Source organism: Streptomyces sp. NPDC101152 (assembly GCF_044768275.1).
Lineage (GTDB): Bacteria > Actinomycetota > Actinomycetes > Streptomycetales > Streptomycetaceae > Streptomyces.
Genome location: NZ_JBIWPO010000004.1, coordinates 276,972 through 293,001 on the forward strand (window position 1 = coordinate 276,972; position 16,030 = coordinate 293,001).

A 16,030-nucleotide genomic window follows, 5' to 3' on the forward strand; every position below is an offset into this window, starting at 1 on the left:
GGGGGGCGGGTTCCCCGGGCGGCAGGGGGGGGTGTGGGTGCCCCGCTTCGGTGCCCCCCCCCCCCCTAACGCGGCCCCTACAGGGGTTTTTGGGGGGGGGGGGGGGCCCCGCCCCCCCCCCCGGCACCTACATACCGTCTAGTTCACAGGTTTCCGCGCTTGGCCTGTTCCCGTTCGATCGCCTCGAACAGGGCCTTGAAGTTGCCCTTGCCGAAGCCCATGGAGCCGTGCCGTTCGATGATCTCGAAGAAGACGGTCGGGCGGTCCTGGACCGGCTTGGTGAAGATCTGCAGCAGATAGCCGTCCTCGTCGCGGTCGGCGAGGATCTTCAGCTCGCGCAGGGTCTCGACCGGCACGCGGGTGTCGCCGACCCACTCGCCGAGGGTGTCGTAGTACGAGTCCGGGGTGTCGAGGAACTGCACGCCGGCCGCGCGCATGGTTCGTACGGTCTGCACGATGTCGTTGGTGTTCAGCGCGATGTGCTGGACGCCGGCGCCGCCGTAGAACTCCAGGTACTCGTCGATCTGGGACTTCTTCTTGGCGAGGGCGGGCTCGTTGATCGGGAACTTCACCTTGAGGGTGCCGTCGGCGACGACCTTCGACATCAGGGCGCTGTACTCGGTGGCGATGTCGTCCCCCACGAACTCCTTCATGTTCGTGAAGCCCATGACCTTGTTGTAGAAGCCGACCCACTCGTTCATCTTGCCGAGTTCGACGTTGCCGACGCAGTGGTCGATGGCCTGGAAGGTGCGGTGGGCGGGCGGCTCGACGAGCGGGGCGGCGGCGACGAACCCGGGAAGGTAGGGGCCGTCGTAGCCGGTGCGTTCGACCAGGGTGTGGCGGGTGTGGCCGTAGGTGGCGATCGCGGCGAGGACGACCGTGCCGTGCTCGTCCTTGAGCTCGTACGGTTCGGCGACGCTCTGCGCGCCGTGCTCGAGCGCGTAGTCGTACGCGGCACGGGCGTCCGGGACCTCGATGGCGAGGTCGACGACGCCGTCGCCGTGCTCGGCCACGTGCTGGGCGAGGAAGTGGCCCCAGGTGGTGGCGGGCTTGATGACCGAGGTGAGGACGAAACGGGCGGAACCGTTTTCGAGCACATAGCTGGCGGTCTCGCGGCTGCCGTTCTCCGGTCCGGAGTACGCGACCAGCCGCATGCCGAAGGCGGTGGAGTAGTAGTGCGCCGCCTGCTTGGCGTTGCCCACGGCGAAGACGACCGCGTCCATTCCCTTGACCGGGAAGGGGTCGGCCTGCCGGGCGGTGTCGGGAGCGTGGTGTGTGGTCTGCGTCATAGCGGCAGCCTGATCCGTGCGGGCAAGGTGCGCAACAGTTCGCGAATCTGCTGGACAATTTGTTCAGTACGGAGCCGTGATCCTCGGCTCTTCTGTACAGGATGACCACCGGTTGAGGAGGCTGTTGTGGCGATCGACGGACTGGACGGCCGGATCATCGTGCTGCTGGCACGGGAGCCGCGGATCGGGGTGCTGGAGATGTCCCGGCGGCTGGGGGTGGCACGCGGGACCGTGCAGGCGCGGCTGGACCGGCTCCAGTCGAACGGGGTCGTCCGCGGGTTCGGTCCGCAGGTGGACCCGGCGGCGCTCGGCTACCCGGTGACCGCCTTCGCCACGCTCCAGATCCGCCAGGGCCAAGGGACCGACGTCCGGGCGCACTTGGCGACCGTGCCGGAGGTGCTGGAACTGCACACCACCACCGGCAGCGGGGACATGCTGTGCCGGCTGGTGGCGCGGTCCAACGCGGATCTGCAGCGGGTGATCGACCGGGTCGTCGGTTTCGAGGGGATCGTCCGGGCCGCCACCGCGATCGTGATGGAGAACCCGGTTCCGCTGCGGATCATCCCGCTGGTGGAGCAGGCGGCGCAGGACGAGGAGCCAACCGGTCCGGCCGCCGGGGGGTGAGCCCGACCGAGGTGCGGGCGCTCAGCAGCTCGGCACGGAGCCCTTCCCCGTCTCCAGCGCCACGAGGGAACCGACCGCGCCCGTCAGCGTCGTCACGGGGACCAGGCGAAGTCCCTGCGGGAGTTCCGACTTGGCGTCGGAGCACTCGTCCTTCGGGACGAGGAACACCGACGCCCCGTCCCGCCGCGCGGCCTGCGTCTTCAGCGCCACGCCGCCCACCGCGCCGACGGTCCCGTCGGAGCTGATGGTGCCGGTCCCGGCGACCGTACGGCCCCCCGTCAGATCGCCCCCGCTGCCGTTGCCGTTCAGCTTGTCGATGATCCCCAGGGTGAACAGCAGCCCGGCGCTCGGGCCGCCCACGTCGGCGAGCTTGAGGGTGACCTTGACGTCCTTCGCGCTGAGGTGCAGGTACTTCAGCGCGGCCTGCGTCGCCGCGTCCTGCGACTCCTTCATCTGGGCGGTGTTGTGCTGCTCGATCTCCTTGGTGCTCTGCCCGCTCGGGTAGACCGAGTCGCGCGGCATGACGGCCCGGTCCGTGGCGAACCAGGCGGACGCCACCTGCGCGAAGGAGACCCGGGTGTCCGGACTGGTCGCCGCGATGGTCGTCATCCGCAGCTGCCCGCTGGTCTGCCGGACCTTGGCGCCGGAGACGGTGATGACGGGCGTGCCCTGGTTGTCCCCGAGCACGTTCGCCGTCATCCCGGGCTGCGCCACGGAGAACGGCAGCGGCGCGAGGACCGCCGTGGCGATCAGGGCCACGACGGGCACGGCGAGGACGGCGAGGGCCTGGGGGCGTGTGAGGCGAGAGAGCACGGGATCAATCTAACGTGACGGTGACTTCCGGCCAGGCGTCGCCCGGCTCACGTACCAGTCTCGCCCCGGCCGCCGGTTCGGGGACCTTCCTCAGCGCAGGGCTTCGGCGACCTCCCGTGCCGCGTCGACCACCCGCGGCCCCACCCGTTCCGGCACCGCGTCGGCCAGCATCACGACTCCGACGCTGCCCTCCACACCCGTGACACCGAGCAGCGGAGCCGCGGCGCCGCTGGCTCCGGCCTCCAACTCCCCCTGGGTGAGGGTGTATCCGGGCTCCGCCACCGGTTTGGTGCGGGCGGACAGGATCGCCCGGCCGGCCGCACCCCGGTCCAGCGGATGCCGGAAGCCGGCCCGGTAGGCCACGTGGTAGTCGGTCCAGGTCGGTTCGACGACGGCCACGGCGAGCGCGTCCGCCCCGTCGACCAGCGTCAGGTGCGCGGTCGCCCCGATGTCCTCGGCGAGCGAGCGCAGCGCCGGCAACGCGGCCTCCCGCACCAGCGGATGCACCTGCCGGCCCAGTCGTAGCACGCCGAGCCCGACCCGGGCGCGGCCGCCCAAGTCACGCCGTACCAGCGCGTGTTGTTCGAGGGTCGCGAGCAACCGGTACACCACGGTCCGGTTCACGCCCAGTTTGTTGGATAGCTCGGTGACGGTCAGCCCATGGTCCGTGTCGGCCAGGAGCTTGAGGACCCGCAGTCCTCGGTCGAGCGTCTGAGAGGTCTCCGCGGTCACGACGCCCACTCCTCCAAGTGGTGAGGTCGGCGGTCTCCGCGCGAGAGTGCGTCACCGAGTCCCGTCAGTGACGCGCAACAGAGGCCGCCGATCGGCCGGCGGTCCGGCCGGTGCCGGACCGCGTCGCTTCACGGCTGCGCTCCGCGGCGGCGCTGCCACGGGGCGTGTGCGTAGCGGGACAGTAGCGAAGCGGGTTCGCTGAGCGGAAGTCTCCGTCCAGAATCCGGGCAGTGACCGAGACGGAGTACCTCTGTTTGTCCTGATAAGGGCAGCGCGCCGGGCCCTGTCGCCGCAGCGCCCCGTCACTTCATCCGGGTGGCCCACTCCTGGACCTTGGCGATCCGCTGCCTGAGCTGGCCGGCCGTGGCCTCGGCGCTCGGCGGGCCGCCGCAGGTGCGCCGCAGCTCGGTGTGGATCACGCCGTGCGGCTTGCCGCTCTGGTGGACGTACGCGCTGACCATGGTGTTGAGCTGCTTGCGCAGCTCCATCATCTCCTTGTGCGAGACGACGGGCCGCCGCTCGGCGGGCAGCTCGAGCAGGTCGGCCTCGGCGTCCGGCTTCTTGCGGCTGTGCGCGATCTGCCGCGCCTGCCGCTTCTGGAGGAGGAGCTGCACCTGATCGGGTTCCAGGAGCCCAGGAATACCGAGGTAGTCCTGCTCCTCCTCGCTCCCCGGGTGGGCCTGCATACCGAACTCGGCGCCGTCGTAGAGCACCCGGTCGAAGACCGCGTCGGACTCCAGCGCCTCGAAGGCGAACTGCTCCTGCTCGCCGGTGTCCTCGTCCTGCTCCTTGTTCGCCTCCTCCATCTCCTTCTCGGACTCGGCGTACGGATCCTCCTCGCCGTCCTTCTTCGGCTTGTCGAGGGCGTGGTCGCGCTCGACCTCCATCTCGTTGGCGAAGGTGAGGAGGTCGGGGACGGTCGGCAGGAACACGGACGCCGTCTCACCCCGCCGCCTCGACCGTACGAAGCGGCCGACGGCCTGCGCGAAGAAGAGGGGCGTGGAGATGGTGGTGGCGTACACCCCGACCGCGAGCCGCGGCACGTCGACGCCCTCGGACACCATCCGCACGGCGACCATCCAGCGGTCGTTGCTCGCGCTGAAGTCGTCGATCCGCTTGGAGGCCCCGGCGTCGTCGGACAGCACGAGGGTCGCCTTGCTGCCGGTGATCTCGCGGATGAGCTTGGCGTAGGCGCGGGCGGAGTCCTGGTCGGAGGCGATCACGAGGGCACCGGCGTCCGGGATCCCCTTCCTGACCTCGGTCAGCCGCTGGTCGGCGGCGCGCAGCACGCTCGGCATCCACTCGCCGCGCGGATCCAGCGCCGTACGCCAGGCCTGGCTGACCGCGTCCTTGGTCATGGGCTCGCCGAGCCGGGCCGCGATCTCGTCGCCGGCCTTGGTGCGCCAGCGCATCTGACCGCTGTAGGAGAGGAAGATGACGGGCCGCACGACCCCGTCCGACAGGGCGCTTCCGTACCCGTACGTGTAGTCGGCCGCGGAGCGCCGGATCCCGTCGTTGCCCTCCTCGTAGGTGACGAAGGGGATGGGGTTGGTGTCCGACCGGAACGGCGTGCCGGTGAGCGCGAGGCGCCGCGTGGCCGGCTCGAAGGCCTCCAGACAGGCCTCGCCCCAGGACTTGCTGTCGCCCGCGTGATGGATCTCATCGAGGATGACGAGGGTCTTGCGCTGCTCGACCCGGTTGCGGTGCAGCATGGGCCGGACGCCGACACCGGCGTAGGTGACGGCGACGCCGTGGTAGTCCTTCCCGAGCGGCCCCGCGCTGTACTCGGGGTCCAGCTTGATCCCTATCCGCGCCGCCGCTTCCGCCCACTGCTTCTTCAGGTGCTCGGTCGGCGCGACCACGGTCACCTGCTGCACGACGTGGTGGTGCAGCAGCCAGGAGGCGAGCGTCAGCGCGAAGGTCGTCTTGCCGGCGCCGGGGGTGGCGACGGCGAGGAAGTCACGCGGCTGCTCCTGGACGTACTTCTCCAACGCCCCCTGCTGCCAGGCACGCAGCTTGCTGGCGGTGCCCCAGGGAGCGCGGCCGGGGAAGGCGGGAGAGAGGTGGTGGGAGTGCGGGGCGGCGGAGCTGGATGCGGTGGTAGTCACGGTCTCCGGTGCGGTGGTCGGGCGGCTCGGCTGTGAACGGCTGTGTACGTCTGTGACGGCTGGGCTACGTATGACAACCGGGCCACCCTACCGGCGGGCCGGGGGTGTCCAGGGGGTGGCGGGGGCAGGTCGGGGTGGGTGGGATCGAGGTCACATATCGTCGTGCAGAGCCCGCAGTCGGCCGGCGATCGCCCCTACGTCGTCCAGCGCGCCTGACGCCACTTCGATGACGAGCTTGTACGCCTCGTCCTGGTCGACACCGACCATTTCGGTGCCGTTGAAATCCAGGAACACGACCGTGCACATCCAGGCCATGCGCTTGTTGCCGTCCACCAACGGGTGGTTGACGGCGAGCGAGTGAAGCAGCGCGGCGGCCTTCTCGAAGAATTCCGTGTACGCCTCGACGCCGAACACCTGGGACTGGGGGCGGTGCACGGCCGAGCTGAGCAGCCCCAGATCGCGCACCGCGATCTCCTGTTCCCCACAGGCCAGCTCGGCGAGGTCCAGGACTTCCTGGACCGTGAGGTACTTCATCTACTCCCCCAGCCTCCGCAGCAGGTCCGCATGAGCCGCCGCGTACTTCGCCCCAAGGCGTCGCACCGAGGTCCGGTCCGCCTCCTGCTCCAGGTACCGGTCGATCGCCTGAAGCACTATGGCGTGCATGCTGCGCCCCTCCTCCTCGGCACGCACCCTGAGTGCTTCCTGCTGGTCTTCGCGCAGACGAAGGTTCATAGCCATACCACAATGGTACCGAATATGGGGCCACCGTGATACCACCCGCGCTTAATCGACCCGCAGCCGCCCCGCCACCCAGACCCCCGCCAGCGCCACCCCCGCCATCGGCAGGAACACCGCGGCGAACGCCGCCGGATGCGCGCCGGACGTCTCCGCGGCCGCGTGGCCCACCCTGCCGCCGCCGAGGGCCGCGAAGGCCGCGCCGCCCGCCGACAGGAGGACCACGTTGGACAGCCCGTCCGACATCTGGAGGGCGGCGGAGTTGGCGCCGGCCTCCTCCGGGGCGGAGAGCTGGAGCAGCAGCACGCTGGTGGAGGAGATCACCAGACCCATGCCGAAGCAGCCGAACGCCCAGGCCACGGCCACCGTCCAGGCAGGCACGGAGTGGATCAGCACGCTGGGCGCGACGGCGATCGCGGCGGCCACCAACACCATCCCCGCCACCATCAGCCGTTCCCGGTACGGCTCGACCCGCGCCCGGGACTGCACCCAGGACCCCACCGCCCACGTCACCCCGCCCGCCGCGAGGGAGAACCCGGCGAGCGTCGGCGACAGTCCCCGCTGGGTGACCAGCATCAGCGGCACGAAGGACTCGGCGGCGATGAAGGACCCCGCGGCGACCCCGCGCAGCAGCACGACGGAGGGCAGCCCGCGCGCCGCCCGGTACGTGCCGCGCGGCAGCAGTTCCCGTACGGTCCGCACGAGCAGCGCGGCGCCCGCGAGCGCGGGGAGCAGGGCGAGCGGGCGCAGGTCCTGGGCGGCGTACTGCAGCAGGCCTGCGCCGAGGGAGATGCCGAGGGCGAGGCGGATGCGCCGCCGGTCGACGGAGGCGTCCGCGCTCGAGTCCACCGGCCCGGAGGCCCGGCGCCGTATCTGGGGCAGCGCGAGGGCGAGCGGGAGGACGACGAGCACCGGGATCCCGACGAAGACCCAACGCCAGCCGAGCTGCTCGGTCACCGCACCGGCCGCCAGCGGTCCCACCACAGACGGTACGACCCAGCTCGCCGCGAACGCCGCCATGATCGCCGGCCGCAACCGCTCCGGGTAGGCCCGCCCGACGACGACGTACAGGGCGACGATCACCAGGCCGCCGCCCAGGCCCTGCACGGCCCGCCCGAGGACGAACACCCACATGACCCCGGCGGTCCCGGCCACCACGAGCCCGGCGGCGAACGCCCCGATCCCGCTCGTCAACGCCCCGACCGGTCCCCGCCGGTCCGACCACTCCCCGGCGAGCACCATCCCGAACAGGCTGGTCGTGAAGTACCCCGAGAACGCGAACGCGTACAGCCCCACCCCGTCCAACTCCCGCGCCGCGACGGGCATCGCCGTCCCCACCGCGGTCGCCTCGAAGGCGATCAGCAGCACGACGGACACGATCCCGACACTGAGCGCGCGATACGCCCGCCCCAGCACGCTCCCCTCGACGGCTCTGTCTGCGACTACGGCGTCACGCGGCTCCAGGACGGTCATGTCGGCCAGCGTAAGGTCCACAACCTCCGTTGACCCCTGTCGGGGGTCTCCTCTCCCCTCCGACCTTGGTCGTACGTCCCCCCGCCCCGTTCCTTTCATGAACGGCGTATGGCAGTCCCGTTGCAGCCCCGCCGGTCCCCTTGAGCCACCCGCCCACCCCGCCCTACGGTCATGACACCGACCACGGCCGTGTGCCCGAGTGGTTTAGGGACTCGCCTGCAAAGCGAGTTACGCGGGTTCGATTCCCGCCACGGCCTCAACCGCCTTACCAGGCAAAAGCAAAGGGCGGCACCCTCCCGGGGTGCCGCCCTTCGATTCGTCCGCCTCCGTTGCCGGAAGTGAATTCGAACCTAGTAGCGTGACGCGAATAAGCGTTCCAGCATTCAGCAACATACTTAACTTTCAGCACTGCGATCACTGATTTACCGAGAAAATGATGGAACTCGCCCCCCTTCGCCCACGTCATTTAAGACAGAACCCTTCGTGTCACGAAGGGTGAAGGGGAGGAACGCATGATCCGCATGCGCAGCTTGGCCACCGGAATTGCACTTAGCTGTGGGCTGCTCTTCACAGCGCCTACAGCAGAAGCGGACACCACGGTCACGGCTCAGCAGCAGTACCAGATAACCCTGGAAATGAGCGAGTGCGGGGTGATGTACCTGGGCACGTCTGGGACCTGCATCGTCAGCCTCCAGACCTGGATGAACTTCTCGACAGGCAGCCACCTGAAAGTCGACGGGCAGTACGGTCCCGCGACCCTGGCCGCCGTGAAGGACTTCCAGAGCAGCTTCGGCCGGTCACGCCACATCGCCCCGGACGGGCACTTCGGCTCTCGCTCTCGCGCAGCGCTCCGCGACTGGTACAACAGTGCGAGCGAGAACGGAAAGAAGGAACCCTGTGATATCAGCACCGGGCACAACTGCGATCCCGGTGAGGCCAAACCAGGGCTCGGGGTGGGGAAGTGGCAAAAATGGACGGCCTGCACTGTGACGGGCAGGCTCGCCGGTCGTTTCGCCCCGGCCGTCAGCGTATTCTGCGTCGTCTTCATCTGACGCTCCCGGTCTGACGCTCCCGGGCGGCCCTGGGCCCGAGCATCCACTCCTTTTCGATTCCCGCCACGGCCGGCCGTTCGGTGTCGGGGTCAGAGGACCCCGCCTGCCTCGTCCTGGAAGGCCTCGGTCCAGTAGTGCCAGTCGGCGGTGGTCGTGGTGGCCGTGGGGTCGACGGCGGTGAGGACATCGAGCATGGTCGCGGCGAGCTGGTCATAGGCCTCGGTGGACAGTTCGTGGGCCAGGGCCCGGTCGATCGTGCGTTCGCGGTGGTGGAGCCAGAGGGTGAAGGCGAGGGTGGAGACGTCCGTGTTGAGCGGGTAGAGGCCGGCCTCGGGCTCGCTCCAGTTCAGGACCTCGCCGGTCGCGCCGTCCACCACCAGGCTGTTGTCCTCGACGAGGTGGCCGAGGCGTATCAGGTGGTCGGCGCGGGGCGGGAGTTCGAGCGGGGACGTGGTGCCGGGGCGCTCGTCCGCCGCGTACTCGGCCAGGGTCTGGAGGGGGACCTCCGTGTCGACATGGAAGAGGACCGTCTGCTCGGGCAGCCCCGTCTCGCGCAGGAAGCGGCGGGTCGGCTCGTGGGTGAGGGTCGACGGGAAGTCGACGTCCTCGAAGCGGGCCACGCGCCCGTGCCCGAACTCCTCGTCCAGGAGGCGGGCCGGGACGTCCAGGGTGAGGCCGGAGCCGGTGCCGGGGCCGGTCGCGAGGGCGAGGGGGCGGATCAGCGCCGCCGCCTTCCAGTACGGGGGGACCTGGCCGTCGGTGCCCTCCTCGAACAGGGCCAGGAGCTGCCGGGAGGCCTCGGCCGCCGCCTTGGCCCCATAACGGCCGGCGAAGGAGGCGAACTGGCCGCGCAGGTCCGCCAGTTCCTCGGTGACCGCCGCGAAGCGCACCAGCGCCTCCAGGGAGGGCGCCAGGGGGCGGCTGTCCATCAGCTCGAACAGGTACGCCGTGCTGATCTCGCCCGTGCCGCCGTCGAGGAGGATCGACTCCGCGTCCATGCCGAGCGGGGCGAGGAGTTCCCCGATCACCAGCCGGTCACGCAGGTCCACCGGCAGGTCCGGGCCGTCGGCGTCGGTGGACTGCGCCACCGTGCGCAGGCCGCTCGTGCGCAGCGCCGAGAACGTCAACAGGGCGCTGCCGGACGGCAGTCCGGGGCCGGTCAGCCGGCGTCGCGTCGGCGCGTGGGTGACGTACGGACCGAGTTCGTCCTCGGTGAGTCTGATCGCCCCGACGGCGGTGTCGGTCGTGCACATTGCTTCCCCCGCATGTGTTCCCTCACATGAGCTTTCGTCGTGGAGGGGCGGTCGGGCCGCCGTTCCCCCACTGCCCAGAACACTACGCCCCGCCACTGACAACGCCCCGGAATTCCTCAGAAGCCGGAGTTCGTCAGCAGGACGAGAGGTCAGGACGACGACGGGGCGCTCAGCGCACTCTCGCCCGTTCCCGTCCCGCGAGGATCGCCTCCACCGTCTCCCCCACGGTGAGGCGCGTGGTGTCCAGCCACAGCCCGAGGCGCGGGGTCGCCTCCCGCAGCCCCGCGTCCAGGTCGGCCACCGTCCACACCCCGTACCCCGTCTTGGCCCGCCCGGCCTCGCGCTCCGCGACCGCCTCGGGGCTCGGCACCAGGACGACGACGTGCAGGGGGCGACTGCGAAAGAGGTCGACGTACGCCGTCAGCTGCTCGCCCAGGACGACGTCCTGCACGACGGCCGTGAAGCCGGCCTCCGCGTACGCGTCCGCCGTCGCCGCCGCCAGCCGGTAGCGCAGGCGGAGTTGGGCCTCGGCCTCGACGTCGGCGCCGGGGACGTAGTCCTCGCGCCCGGACACGATCATGCGCCGGAAGACGTCACCCCGCACGTGAGCCGCGCGCGGCAGCGCCTCGGCGAGCGCCTGCGCCACCGTCGACTTCCCGGCGGCCATGATGCCGGTGATGACGACGACGCCCCGCACCGCGCGTGGCCTACTGGGCGGTGACCACCGCGGCCTGTGGTCGGATCGGCAGGCGGTTGACGGGGCGGCCGGTCGCCGCGCGGACGGCGGAGGCGATGGCCGCGGGGGACGTCACCACCGGCACCGCGCTGACCGCCTTCGCGCCGAAGGGGGCGACCACGTCGCGTTCCTCGACGAGTTTGACGATCCGGATGTCCGGGGCGTCCAGGGCCGTCGGCAGCGCGTAGCCGGTGAGGTCGGGGTGGCGGACCAGCCCGCGCGCGGTGCGCAGGTTCTCCGTCAGCGCGATGCCCACGCCCTGGGTGACGCCGGCCTCGATCCGGGCGGCCAGCTGGGCGGGGTTGAGGACGCGGCCCACGTCCTGGGCGAGCGCCAGCTCCACCACCCGTACCGAGCCGAGTTCGATGTCGACGTCGACGACCGCGCGGATCGCGCAGAAGGCCATGCCCACGAAGGCGTCGCCCTGGCCGTGCTCGTCCAGCGGCTCGGTCGGGTGCGGGCGGCACTGGGCGGTGGCCCATAGTTCCTTGCCGTCCATCGCCTCGGTGACGGTGGTGGACAGCACGCCGTCGTACGAGGTGATCTTGCCGTCGGTGATCTGCAGCAGTTCGGTCGACATGCCGAACTTGTGCGCGAGGGGCTGCAGGAGCTGGGTGCGGACCATCTTGGCGGCCCGTTCGACCGCGCCGCCGGAGACCCAGGTGTGGCGGCCCCGGCAGCCCGCGCCGGCCGGCGGCTGGTCGGTGTCGACGGGGGCCACGTGCACCTCGTCGATGCCGAGCGTCTCCTGGACGATCTGCCGGGCGAGGGTGGTGAAGCCCTGGCCGGTCTCGACGGCCGCGCAGAGCACGGTCGCCACGCCGTCGTGGACCTTCACGGTCGCCGTGGAGACCTCGTCGGCGCCCTCGGCGCCGAGCATGTGCACCATGCCCAGGCCGTAGCCGACGCCCCGGCGCACCGCGCCCGGTTCGCCCGCGCCCTCGGGGCCGCCGGGCAGCAGCCACTCGTCCTCGGGGGTGTCCTTGGGCAGGGCGGGGAGGGGGAAGTCCCGTACCGCCTGCAGGAGTTCGGCCACGGGGGCCGGGCAGGTCACGGTCTGGCCGGTGGGGAGGACGTCGCCGGTGGCCATCACGTTGCGCAGGCGCAGTTCGGCCGGGTCGAGGCCGAGCTTCTTGGCGAGCTTGTCCATCTGCGCCTCGTAGGCGGCGCAGACCTGCATCGCGCCCTCGCCACGGACGTGGCCCGAGGGCGGGTTGTTGGTGCGGACGGCCCAGCCCTCGATGAAGGCGTTGGGGACGACGTAGGGGCCGCAGGCGAAGCCCACGGCGGCCGCCAGGGCCTCGGCGGAGGTGTCGGCGTACGCGCCCGCGTCGAGCAGGATCTGCGCCTCGACCTTGACGAGTCTGCCGTCGCCGTCGGCGTGGTGGCGGTAGCGCAGCAGGGTGGGGTGGCGGTGGGTGTGGCCGAGGAAGGACTCCTCGCGCGTGGCGGTGAGTTTGACCGGGCAGCCGGTCTTCAGGGCCAGGAGTCCGAGCGGGATCTGGAAGCCCTGGTCCTCGCGGTCGGCGGTGGCGCCGGGGACGCCGGTGACGACGATCTTGACGCGCTCGGGTTCCAGGCCGTAGCAGGCGGCGGCGGTGTCACGGTCGGCGTGCGGGTCGGTGGAGGCCAGGTAGAGCTCCACGCCGCCGTCGGGACGCGGGACGGCGAGGCCGGCCTCGGCGCCGATGGGGGCCGGGTCCTGACGGCCGATGCGGTAGAGGCCCTCGACGACGATCTCGCCGGTCGCGTCCGGGTCGCCGTGGCGCAGCGGGATGTGCCGGATCAGGTTGCCGTCGGGGTGCAGCGGCTCGGCCTCGAAGGCCTGTTCGGGATCGGTGACGGGGTCGAGGATCTCGTACTCGACCATGATGGCGGCGGCGGCCATGCGCGCGGTGTCGGGGTGGTCGGCGGCGACGGCGGCGATGTGCTCCCCGTGGTGGCGCACGACCTCGGAGGCGAAGACGGGGCGGTCGGCCGTGCCGCGCCCGAGGCGGGCCGAGCCCGGCACGTCCTCGTGGGTGACGACGGCTCGCACGCCGGGCATCTCACGCGCGTGGGAGGTGTCGACGGACACGATGCGCGCGTGCGCGTGCGGGGAGCGCAGTACGGCCGCCCACAGCAGGCCCTCGGCCCACAGGTCGGCCGCGTACGGGAAGGTGCCCTCGGTCTTGGCGCGGGCGTCGGCGGCCGGCAGGGAGGCGCCGAGGCCGTGCGGCAGTGGCTCGGGGGCGGGTGCTGCCTCCGCGGTGGTGGTCGCGGTGGCGGCTTCGTTGCTCACGCCTGGCCTCCGTCCGGTCCGTACGCCTGGTCGTGCGACCCCATGGGGCCTGGGTTCATGGCTCCGGGTGACTCGAACGCCGACAGGTTGACGCCGCCGGCTCCCGGACCCGCCTGGTGAGGAATACGCGGCTCGTCGCCGTCGTGTTCGGCGGCCTCGGCGACGGCGTGCGCCTCGCGTTCGGCGACGACCTCCTTGACGGCCTCGACGACGCCCCGGTAGCCGGAGCAGCGGCACAGGTTGCCGCACAGAGCCTGGCGGGTCTCCAGTTCGGTGGGCGCCGGGTTGCCCTCCAGGAGGTCGTGCACGGTCATCGCCATGCCGGGCACGCAGAAGCCGCACTGCACGGCGCCGCACCGGGCGAGCGCGCGCTGCACGTCCGAGGGCTGCCCGTCCTCGGCGAGGCCCTCGACGGTACGGACCTCGCTGCCGGCGGCGGTCACGGCGGGGACGAGGCAGGAGGCCACGAGCCGCCCGTCGACCTGCACGTTGCACGCGCCGCACTCGCCCTGCGAGCAGCCGTCCTTGGCGCCGGCGAGCCCCAGCCGCTCCCGCAGCACGTACAGCAGCGACTCGCCGATCCACGCGTCGGAGACGGGACGCTCGACGCCGTTGACGCGCAGGACGTAGGAGGCGAGGGGGTGTTCCTCGCCGGGGGGCTGCGGGGACGGCTCGTCCGGGGTGGCGTCGGGGTCGGGGTGGGCCGAAGCGTGGGCGGTGTCGGGGCCGTTGGAAGGCTCCGCGGCGGCGGCGTCCCCGCCCGCGCCCTGCCCCTCGGTCACGGCCTGCGCGGCCCTCGCGGCCTCCACGGCCCCCTCAGCGGCCTCCGCGGCCCCGCGGGCACCCGCGGCCACTCCGGCGGCCTCACCGGCGCCCTGAGCGGCCTGTGAGGCCGCTACGGCGGCGTCGGTGGCGGACCGGTAGGGCTCGCCGGGGTCGCCACTCACGTGGTGCCCGTCCGGGTCCCCTGCCGCGTGGGAGCGCTCGTCGTCCCCGGCGTCGAAGTCCCGCGCGGGGGTGGCGTACTCGGCAGCCGGCGACGGCGTGCCGTGCGCCTGCCCGGTGCCGTGGGCGCGCTCGGTCGCGGACGGGTACGGCGGCCGGTCCCCGCCCGTGGGCGTGTGGCTCTCGGTGCCGGAGGGCTCCGGTGCCCGCCCGCCGGGCTGAACGCCGGTGCCCGGCGCGGGCTGTTCGTGCGCGTGCCCGGGGTCGTCCTGCGGGGCGTGGCCCGTCCCGGCGTGCGCGTCCCGTTCCTGGCCGGGCAGCGTGCCCGTCGCCGCCTCGTGGGGACGGCCGGTGCCGTCGTCGGCGCCCGGTGTCCCGTTCTGCGGCTGATCCCAGGGGCTGCCCACAGCCTGCGTCGCCCAGGGCGCCGGGGCGCCGCCGGGGAGGGTGGCGGGAGGGGTGCCGCCCCACTGCTGGACCAGGGACGACGTGGTGAACTCGCCCGACTCGTCGGGGAGGTCGCCGTCGGCCACGGGAATCGACCACTGGCCGGTCACGTCGTGACCCGGCGCGGGGGTGGGCGTGTGTCCCGTCGCCTGCGACTCGTCGAAGGTCCACTGCTGGGTGGTCCCGGGGTTGTACCGGAAGCGGTCGTCGCCGGCGGTGTGACCGCCCGCGTTCGGGTCGGGCCACTGGGAGCCGTCCGCGGGGGCGCCCCACGCGCCGTTCGCCCCCTCGTCGGACCCCGCGCCGGGCGCTATCGGCGGGGGCACGTACCCGTGCCCGCGCGCGGCGAGCGGGCTGTCGGAGGCGGCCAGGAGGGCGTCGATGCCGCCTTCGGGGAGCTTCACGAAGGCGGTCGCGCCGTCGTCGTAGTCGCCCTGCGGCAGCGGGTCCCAGCGTCCGCCGCTCCTGGGCGTGCCCTCCGCGTGCTGGTCGTCGGTCACGACAGCGCCCTCCCCAGTGCTCGTCGGGCCAGCGCGGCGACGGTGCGCCGCAGATGCAGTACGGCGGGCGGAAGCGGCTGGACGGTGCCGTCCGCCTCGGGAACGGGGTCCGGGATGCAGGCCGCAGCGACGTACTCGCCGAAGGCGTGCAGCGCCTCGGGCACGATCGTGCGGTTGTTGTCCCAGTCGATGAGCCGGGCGACCCACTGCTCGGCGTCCAGGGGCCGCAGCGGCATCGGCGCTATGGCGCCGACGGCGCAGCGCACCCCGCGCCGGGCGGGGTCCAGGACGAGCGCCACGGAGGCCGTCGCGCGGCCCGGCCCGGTGCGTCCCGTCGCCTTCAGGAAGACCTGCGGCGCGTGCAGCAGCGGCACGCGCACGTAGCCGATGAGTTCGCCGCCGCGCAGCATGTCGACGCCGGCCAGCAGGTGCGACACCGGGATCTCCCGGCGGGCTCCGCCCTGGCCCGCGATGATCAGTGTCGCCTCCAGGGCGGCCAGCACCGGCAGCGCGTCCCCGGTGGGGGCGGCCGAGGCGATGTTGCCGCCCAGGGTGCCCGCGTTGCGGATGTGCGGCGGGCCCGCGGCACGCGCGGCGGCGGCGAGCGCCGGGATCAGGGCCGCGAAGTCGGGGCGGCCCATGCGCGCGTGGGTGAGGCCCGCGCCGAGCAGCGCGTGGCCGTCCTGGTACTGCCAGCCGCGGATCTCGCTGATGCGGCCGAGGCCGACCAGCGCGGCGGGCCTGAGCTGCCCGGAGTTGACGGCGGCCATGAGGTCGGTGCCGCCCGCCACCGGCACGGCGGTGGGCACGGCGGCGAGTGCCGCCACGGCCTCGTCCAGCGTCGTGGGCAGCGTGACGGCCTGCGCCGCCTGCGGTGCGTGCGTGGTCAAACCGGCTGCCCCTTCCCGCTGCCCCACCTGGTCCCACCTGTGTTGCCGTACGGTACGTGCTGACAGGCCGGACGTGGCAACTCTGGCACATCTTCGGGGCACCCGAAGACGGGGGTCCAGTAGGCGGCATTCGCCCCTCTCACCAGGGAGAT

14 protein-coding genes and 1 tRNA gene are annotated in these 16,030 nt (G+C 72.2%); 3 read left to right on the forward strand and 12 right to left on the reverse strand.

The window, feature by feature from the left end:
- Positions 1-143: 143 nt before the first annotated feature.
- Positions 144-1,289, reverse strand: coding sequence for a 4-hydroxyphenylpyruvate dioxygenase (gene hppD, locus ACIRVK_RS07620; protein ID WP_404244493.1), 1,146 nt, complete (start codon positions 1,287-1,289; stop codon positions 144-146).
- Between the two features lie 126 nt (positions 1,290-1,415).
- Here hppD and ACIRVK_RS07625 point away from each other — a divergent pair, with 126 nt between their 5' ends.
- Positions 1,416-1,913, forward strand: coding sequence for an Lrp/AsnC family transcriptional regulator (locus ACIRVK_RS07625; RefSeq protein ID WP_404244494.1), 498 nt, complete (start codon positions 1,416-1,418; stop codon positions 1,911-1,913).
- Positions 1,914-1,934: 21 nt separating this feature from the next.
- On the opposite strand, the gene ACIRVK_RS07630 is transcribed toward ACIRVK_RS07625, so the two are convergent.
- The 6 genes from ACIRVK_RS07630 to ACIRVK_RS07655 all read right to left on the reverse strand — a co-directional run bounded on the left by ACIRVK_RS07630 (position 1,935) and on the right by ACIRVK_RS07655 (position 7,774).
- Positions 1,935-2,726 carry a PDZ domain-containing protein gene (locus ACIRVK_RS07630; RefSeq protein ID WP_404244495.1) on the reverse strand — a complete coding sequence of 264 codons (792 nt, stop codon included), beginning with the start codon at positions 2,724-2,726 and terminating at the stop codon, positions 1,935-1,937.
- Between the two features lie 90 nt (positions 2,727-2,816).
- Positions 2,817-3,458: an IclR family transcriptional regulator gene (locus ACIRVK_RS07635; protein ID WP_404244496.1), complete on the reverse strand. Its 642-nt coding sequence runs from the start codon at positions 3,456-3,458 to the stop codon at positions 2,817-2,819.
- Positions 3,459-3,760: 302 nt separating this feature from the next.
- Positions 3,761-5,566: a DEAD/DEAH box helicase gene (locus tag ACIRVK_RS07640; RefSeq protein ID WP_404244497.1), complete on the reverse strand. Its 1,806-nt coding sequence runs from the start codon at positions 5,564-5,566 to the stop codon at positions 3,761-3,763.
- 150 nt (positions 5,567-5,716) lie between these two features.
- Positions 5,717-6,100, reverse strand: a complete 384-nt coding sequence (locus tag ACIRVK_RS07645; protein ID WP_404244499.1) for a type II toxin-antitoxin system death-on-curing family toxin — start codon at positions 6,098-6,100, stop codon at positions 5,717-5,719.
- Positions 6,101-6,298, reverse strand: coding sequence for an Arc family DNA-binding protein (locus tag ACIRVK_RS07650; protein WP_404244580.1), 198 nt, complete (start codon positions 6,296-6,298; stop codon positions 6,101-6,103).
- A gap of 51 nt (positions 6,299-6,349) precedes the next feature.
- Positions 6,350-7,774 (reverse strand): MFS transporter, encoded by a 1,425-nt coding sequence (locus ACIRVK_RS07655; RefSeq protein WP_404244500.1) that lies wholly within the window; start codon positions 7,772-7,774, stop codon positions 6,350-6,352.
- A 185-nt stretch (positions 7,775-7,959) separates the two neighbouring features.
- Here ACIRVK_RS07655 and ACIRVK_RS07660 point away from each other — a divergent pair.
- Positions 7,960-8,031, forward strand: a tRNA-Cys gene (locus ACIRVK_RS07660).
- A 255-nt stretch (positions 8,032-8,286) separates the two neighbouring features.
- On the forward strand, positions 8,287-8,826 hold the full coding sequence (locus tag ACIRVK_RS07665) for a peptidoglycan-binding protein (protein WP_404244501.1): 540 nt from the start codon (positions 8,287-8,289) through the stop codon (positions 8,824-8,826).
- A gap of 89 nt (positions 8,827-8,915) precedes the next feature.
- On the opposite strand, the gene ACIRVK_RS07670 is transcribed toward ACIRVK_RS07665, so the two are convergent.
- From ACIRVK_RS07670 to ACIRVK_RS07690, 5 genes are all read right to left on the reverse strand, one after another.
- Positions 8,916-10,079, reverse strand: a complete 1,164-nt coding sequence (locus ACIRVK_RS07670; protein ID WP_404244502.1) for an SUKH-4 family immunity protein — start codon at positions 10,077-10,079, stop codon at positions 8,916-8,918.
- 169 nt (positions 10,080-10,248) lie between these two features.
- A complete protein-coding gene (locus ACIRVK_RS07675; protein ID WP_404244503.1) occupies positions 10,249-10,776 on the reverse strand; it encodes an AAA family ATPase in 528 nt (175 codons plus the stop codon).
- A gap of 10 nt (positions 10,777-10,786) precedes the next feature.
- Positions 10,787-13,096, reverse strand: a complete 2,310-nt coding sequence (locus ACIRVK_RS07680) for a xanthine dehydrogenase family protein molybdopterin-binding subunit (RefSeq protein WP_404244504.1) — start codon at positions 13,094-13,096, stop codon at positions 10,787-10,789.
- Positions 13,093-14,988, reverse strand: coding sequence for a 2Fe-2S iron-sulfur cluster-binding protein (locus ACIRVK_RS07685; protein ID WP_404244505.1), 1,896 nt, complete (start codon positions 14,986-14,988; stop codon positions 13,093-13,095). Before ACIRVK_RS07685 ends, ACIRVK_RS07680 begins: the two co-directional genes overlap by 4 nt.
- Positions 14,985-15,878, reverse strand: a complete 894-nt coding sequence (locus ACIRVK_RS07690) for an FAD binding domain-containing protein (protein WP_404244506.1) — start codon at positions 15,876-15,878, stop codon at positions 14,985-14,987. The genes ACIRVK_RS07685 and ACIRVK_RS07690 overlap by 4 nt, the downstream gene beginning before the upstream one ends.
- Positions 15,879-16,030: the final 152 nt, after the last annotated feature.

Excerpts from the sequence above, each read along its gene's own strand:
- hppD (WP_404244493.1), bottom strand. The coding sequence starts at position 1,289 with ATGACGCAGACCACACACCACGCTCCCGACACCGCCCGGCAGGCCGAC.
- ACIRVK_RS07645 (WP_404244499.1), bottom strand. The coding sequence starts at position 6,100 with ATGAAGTACCTCACGGTCCAGGAAGTCCTGGACCTCGCCGAGCTGGCC.
- ACIRVK_RS07650 (WP_404244580.1), bottom strand. The coding sequence starts at position 6,298 with ATGAACCTTCGTCTGCGCGAAGACCAGCAGGAAGCACTCAGGGTGCGT.
- ACIRVK_RS07655 (WP_404244500.1), bottom strand. The coding sequence starts at position 7,774 with ATGACCGTCCTGGAGCCGCGTGACGCCGTAGTCGCAGACAGAGCCGTC.
- ACIRVK_RS07665 (WP_404244501.1), top strand. The coding sequence starts at position 8,287 with ATGATCCGCATGCGCAGCTTGGCCACCGGAATTGCACTTAGCTGTGGG.
- ACIRVK_RS07670 (WP_404244502.1), bottom strand. The coding sequence starts at position 10,079 with ATGTGCACGACCGACACCGCCGTCGGGGCGATCAGACTCACCGAGGAC.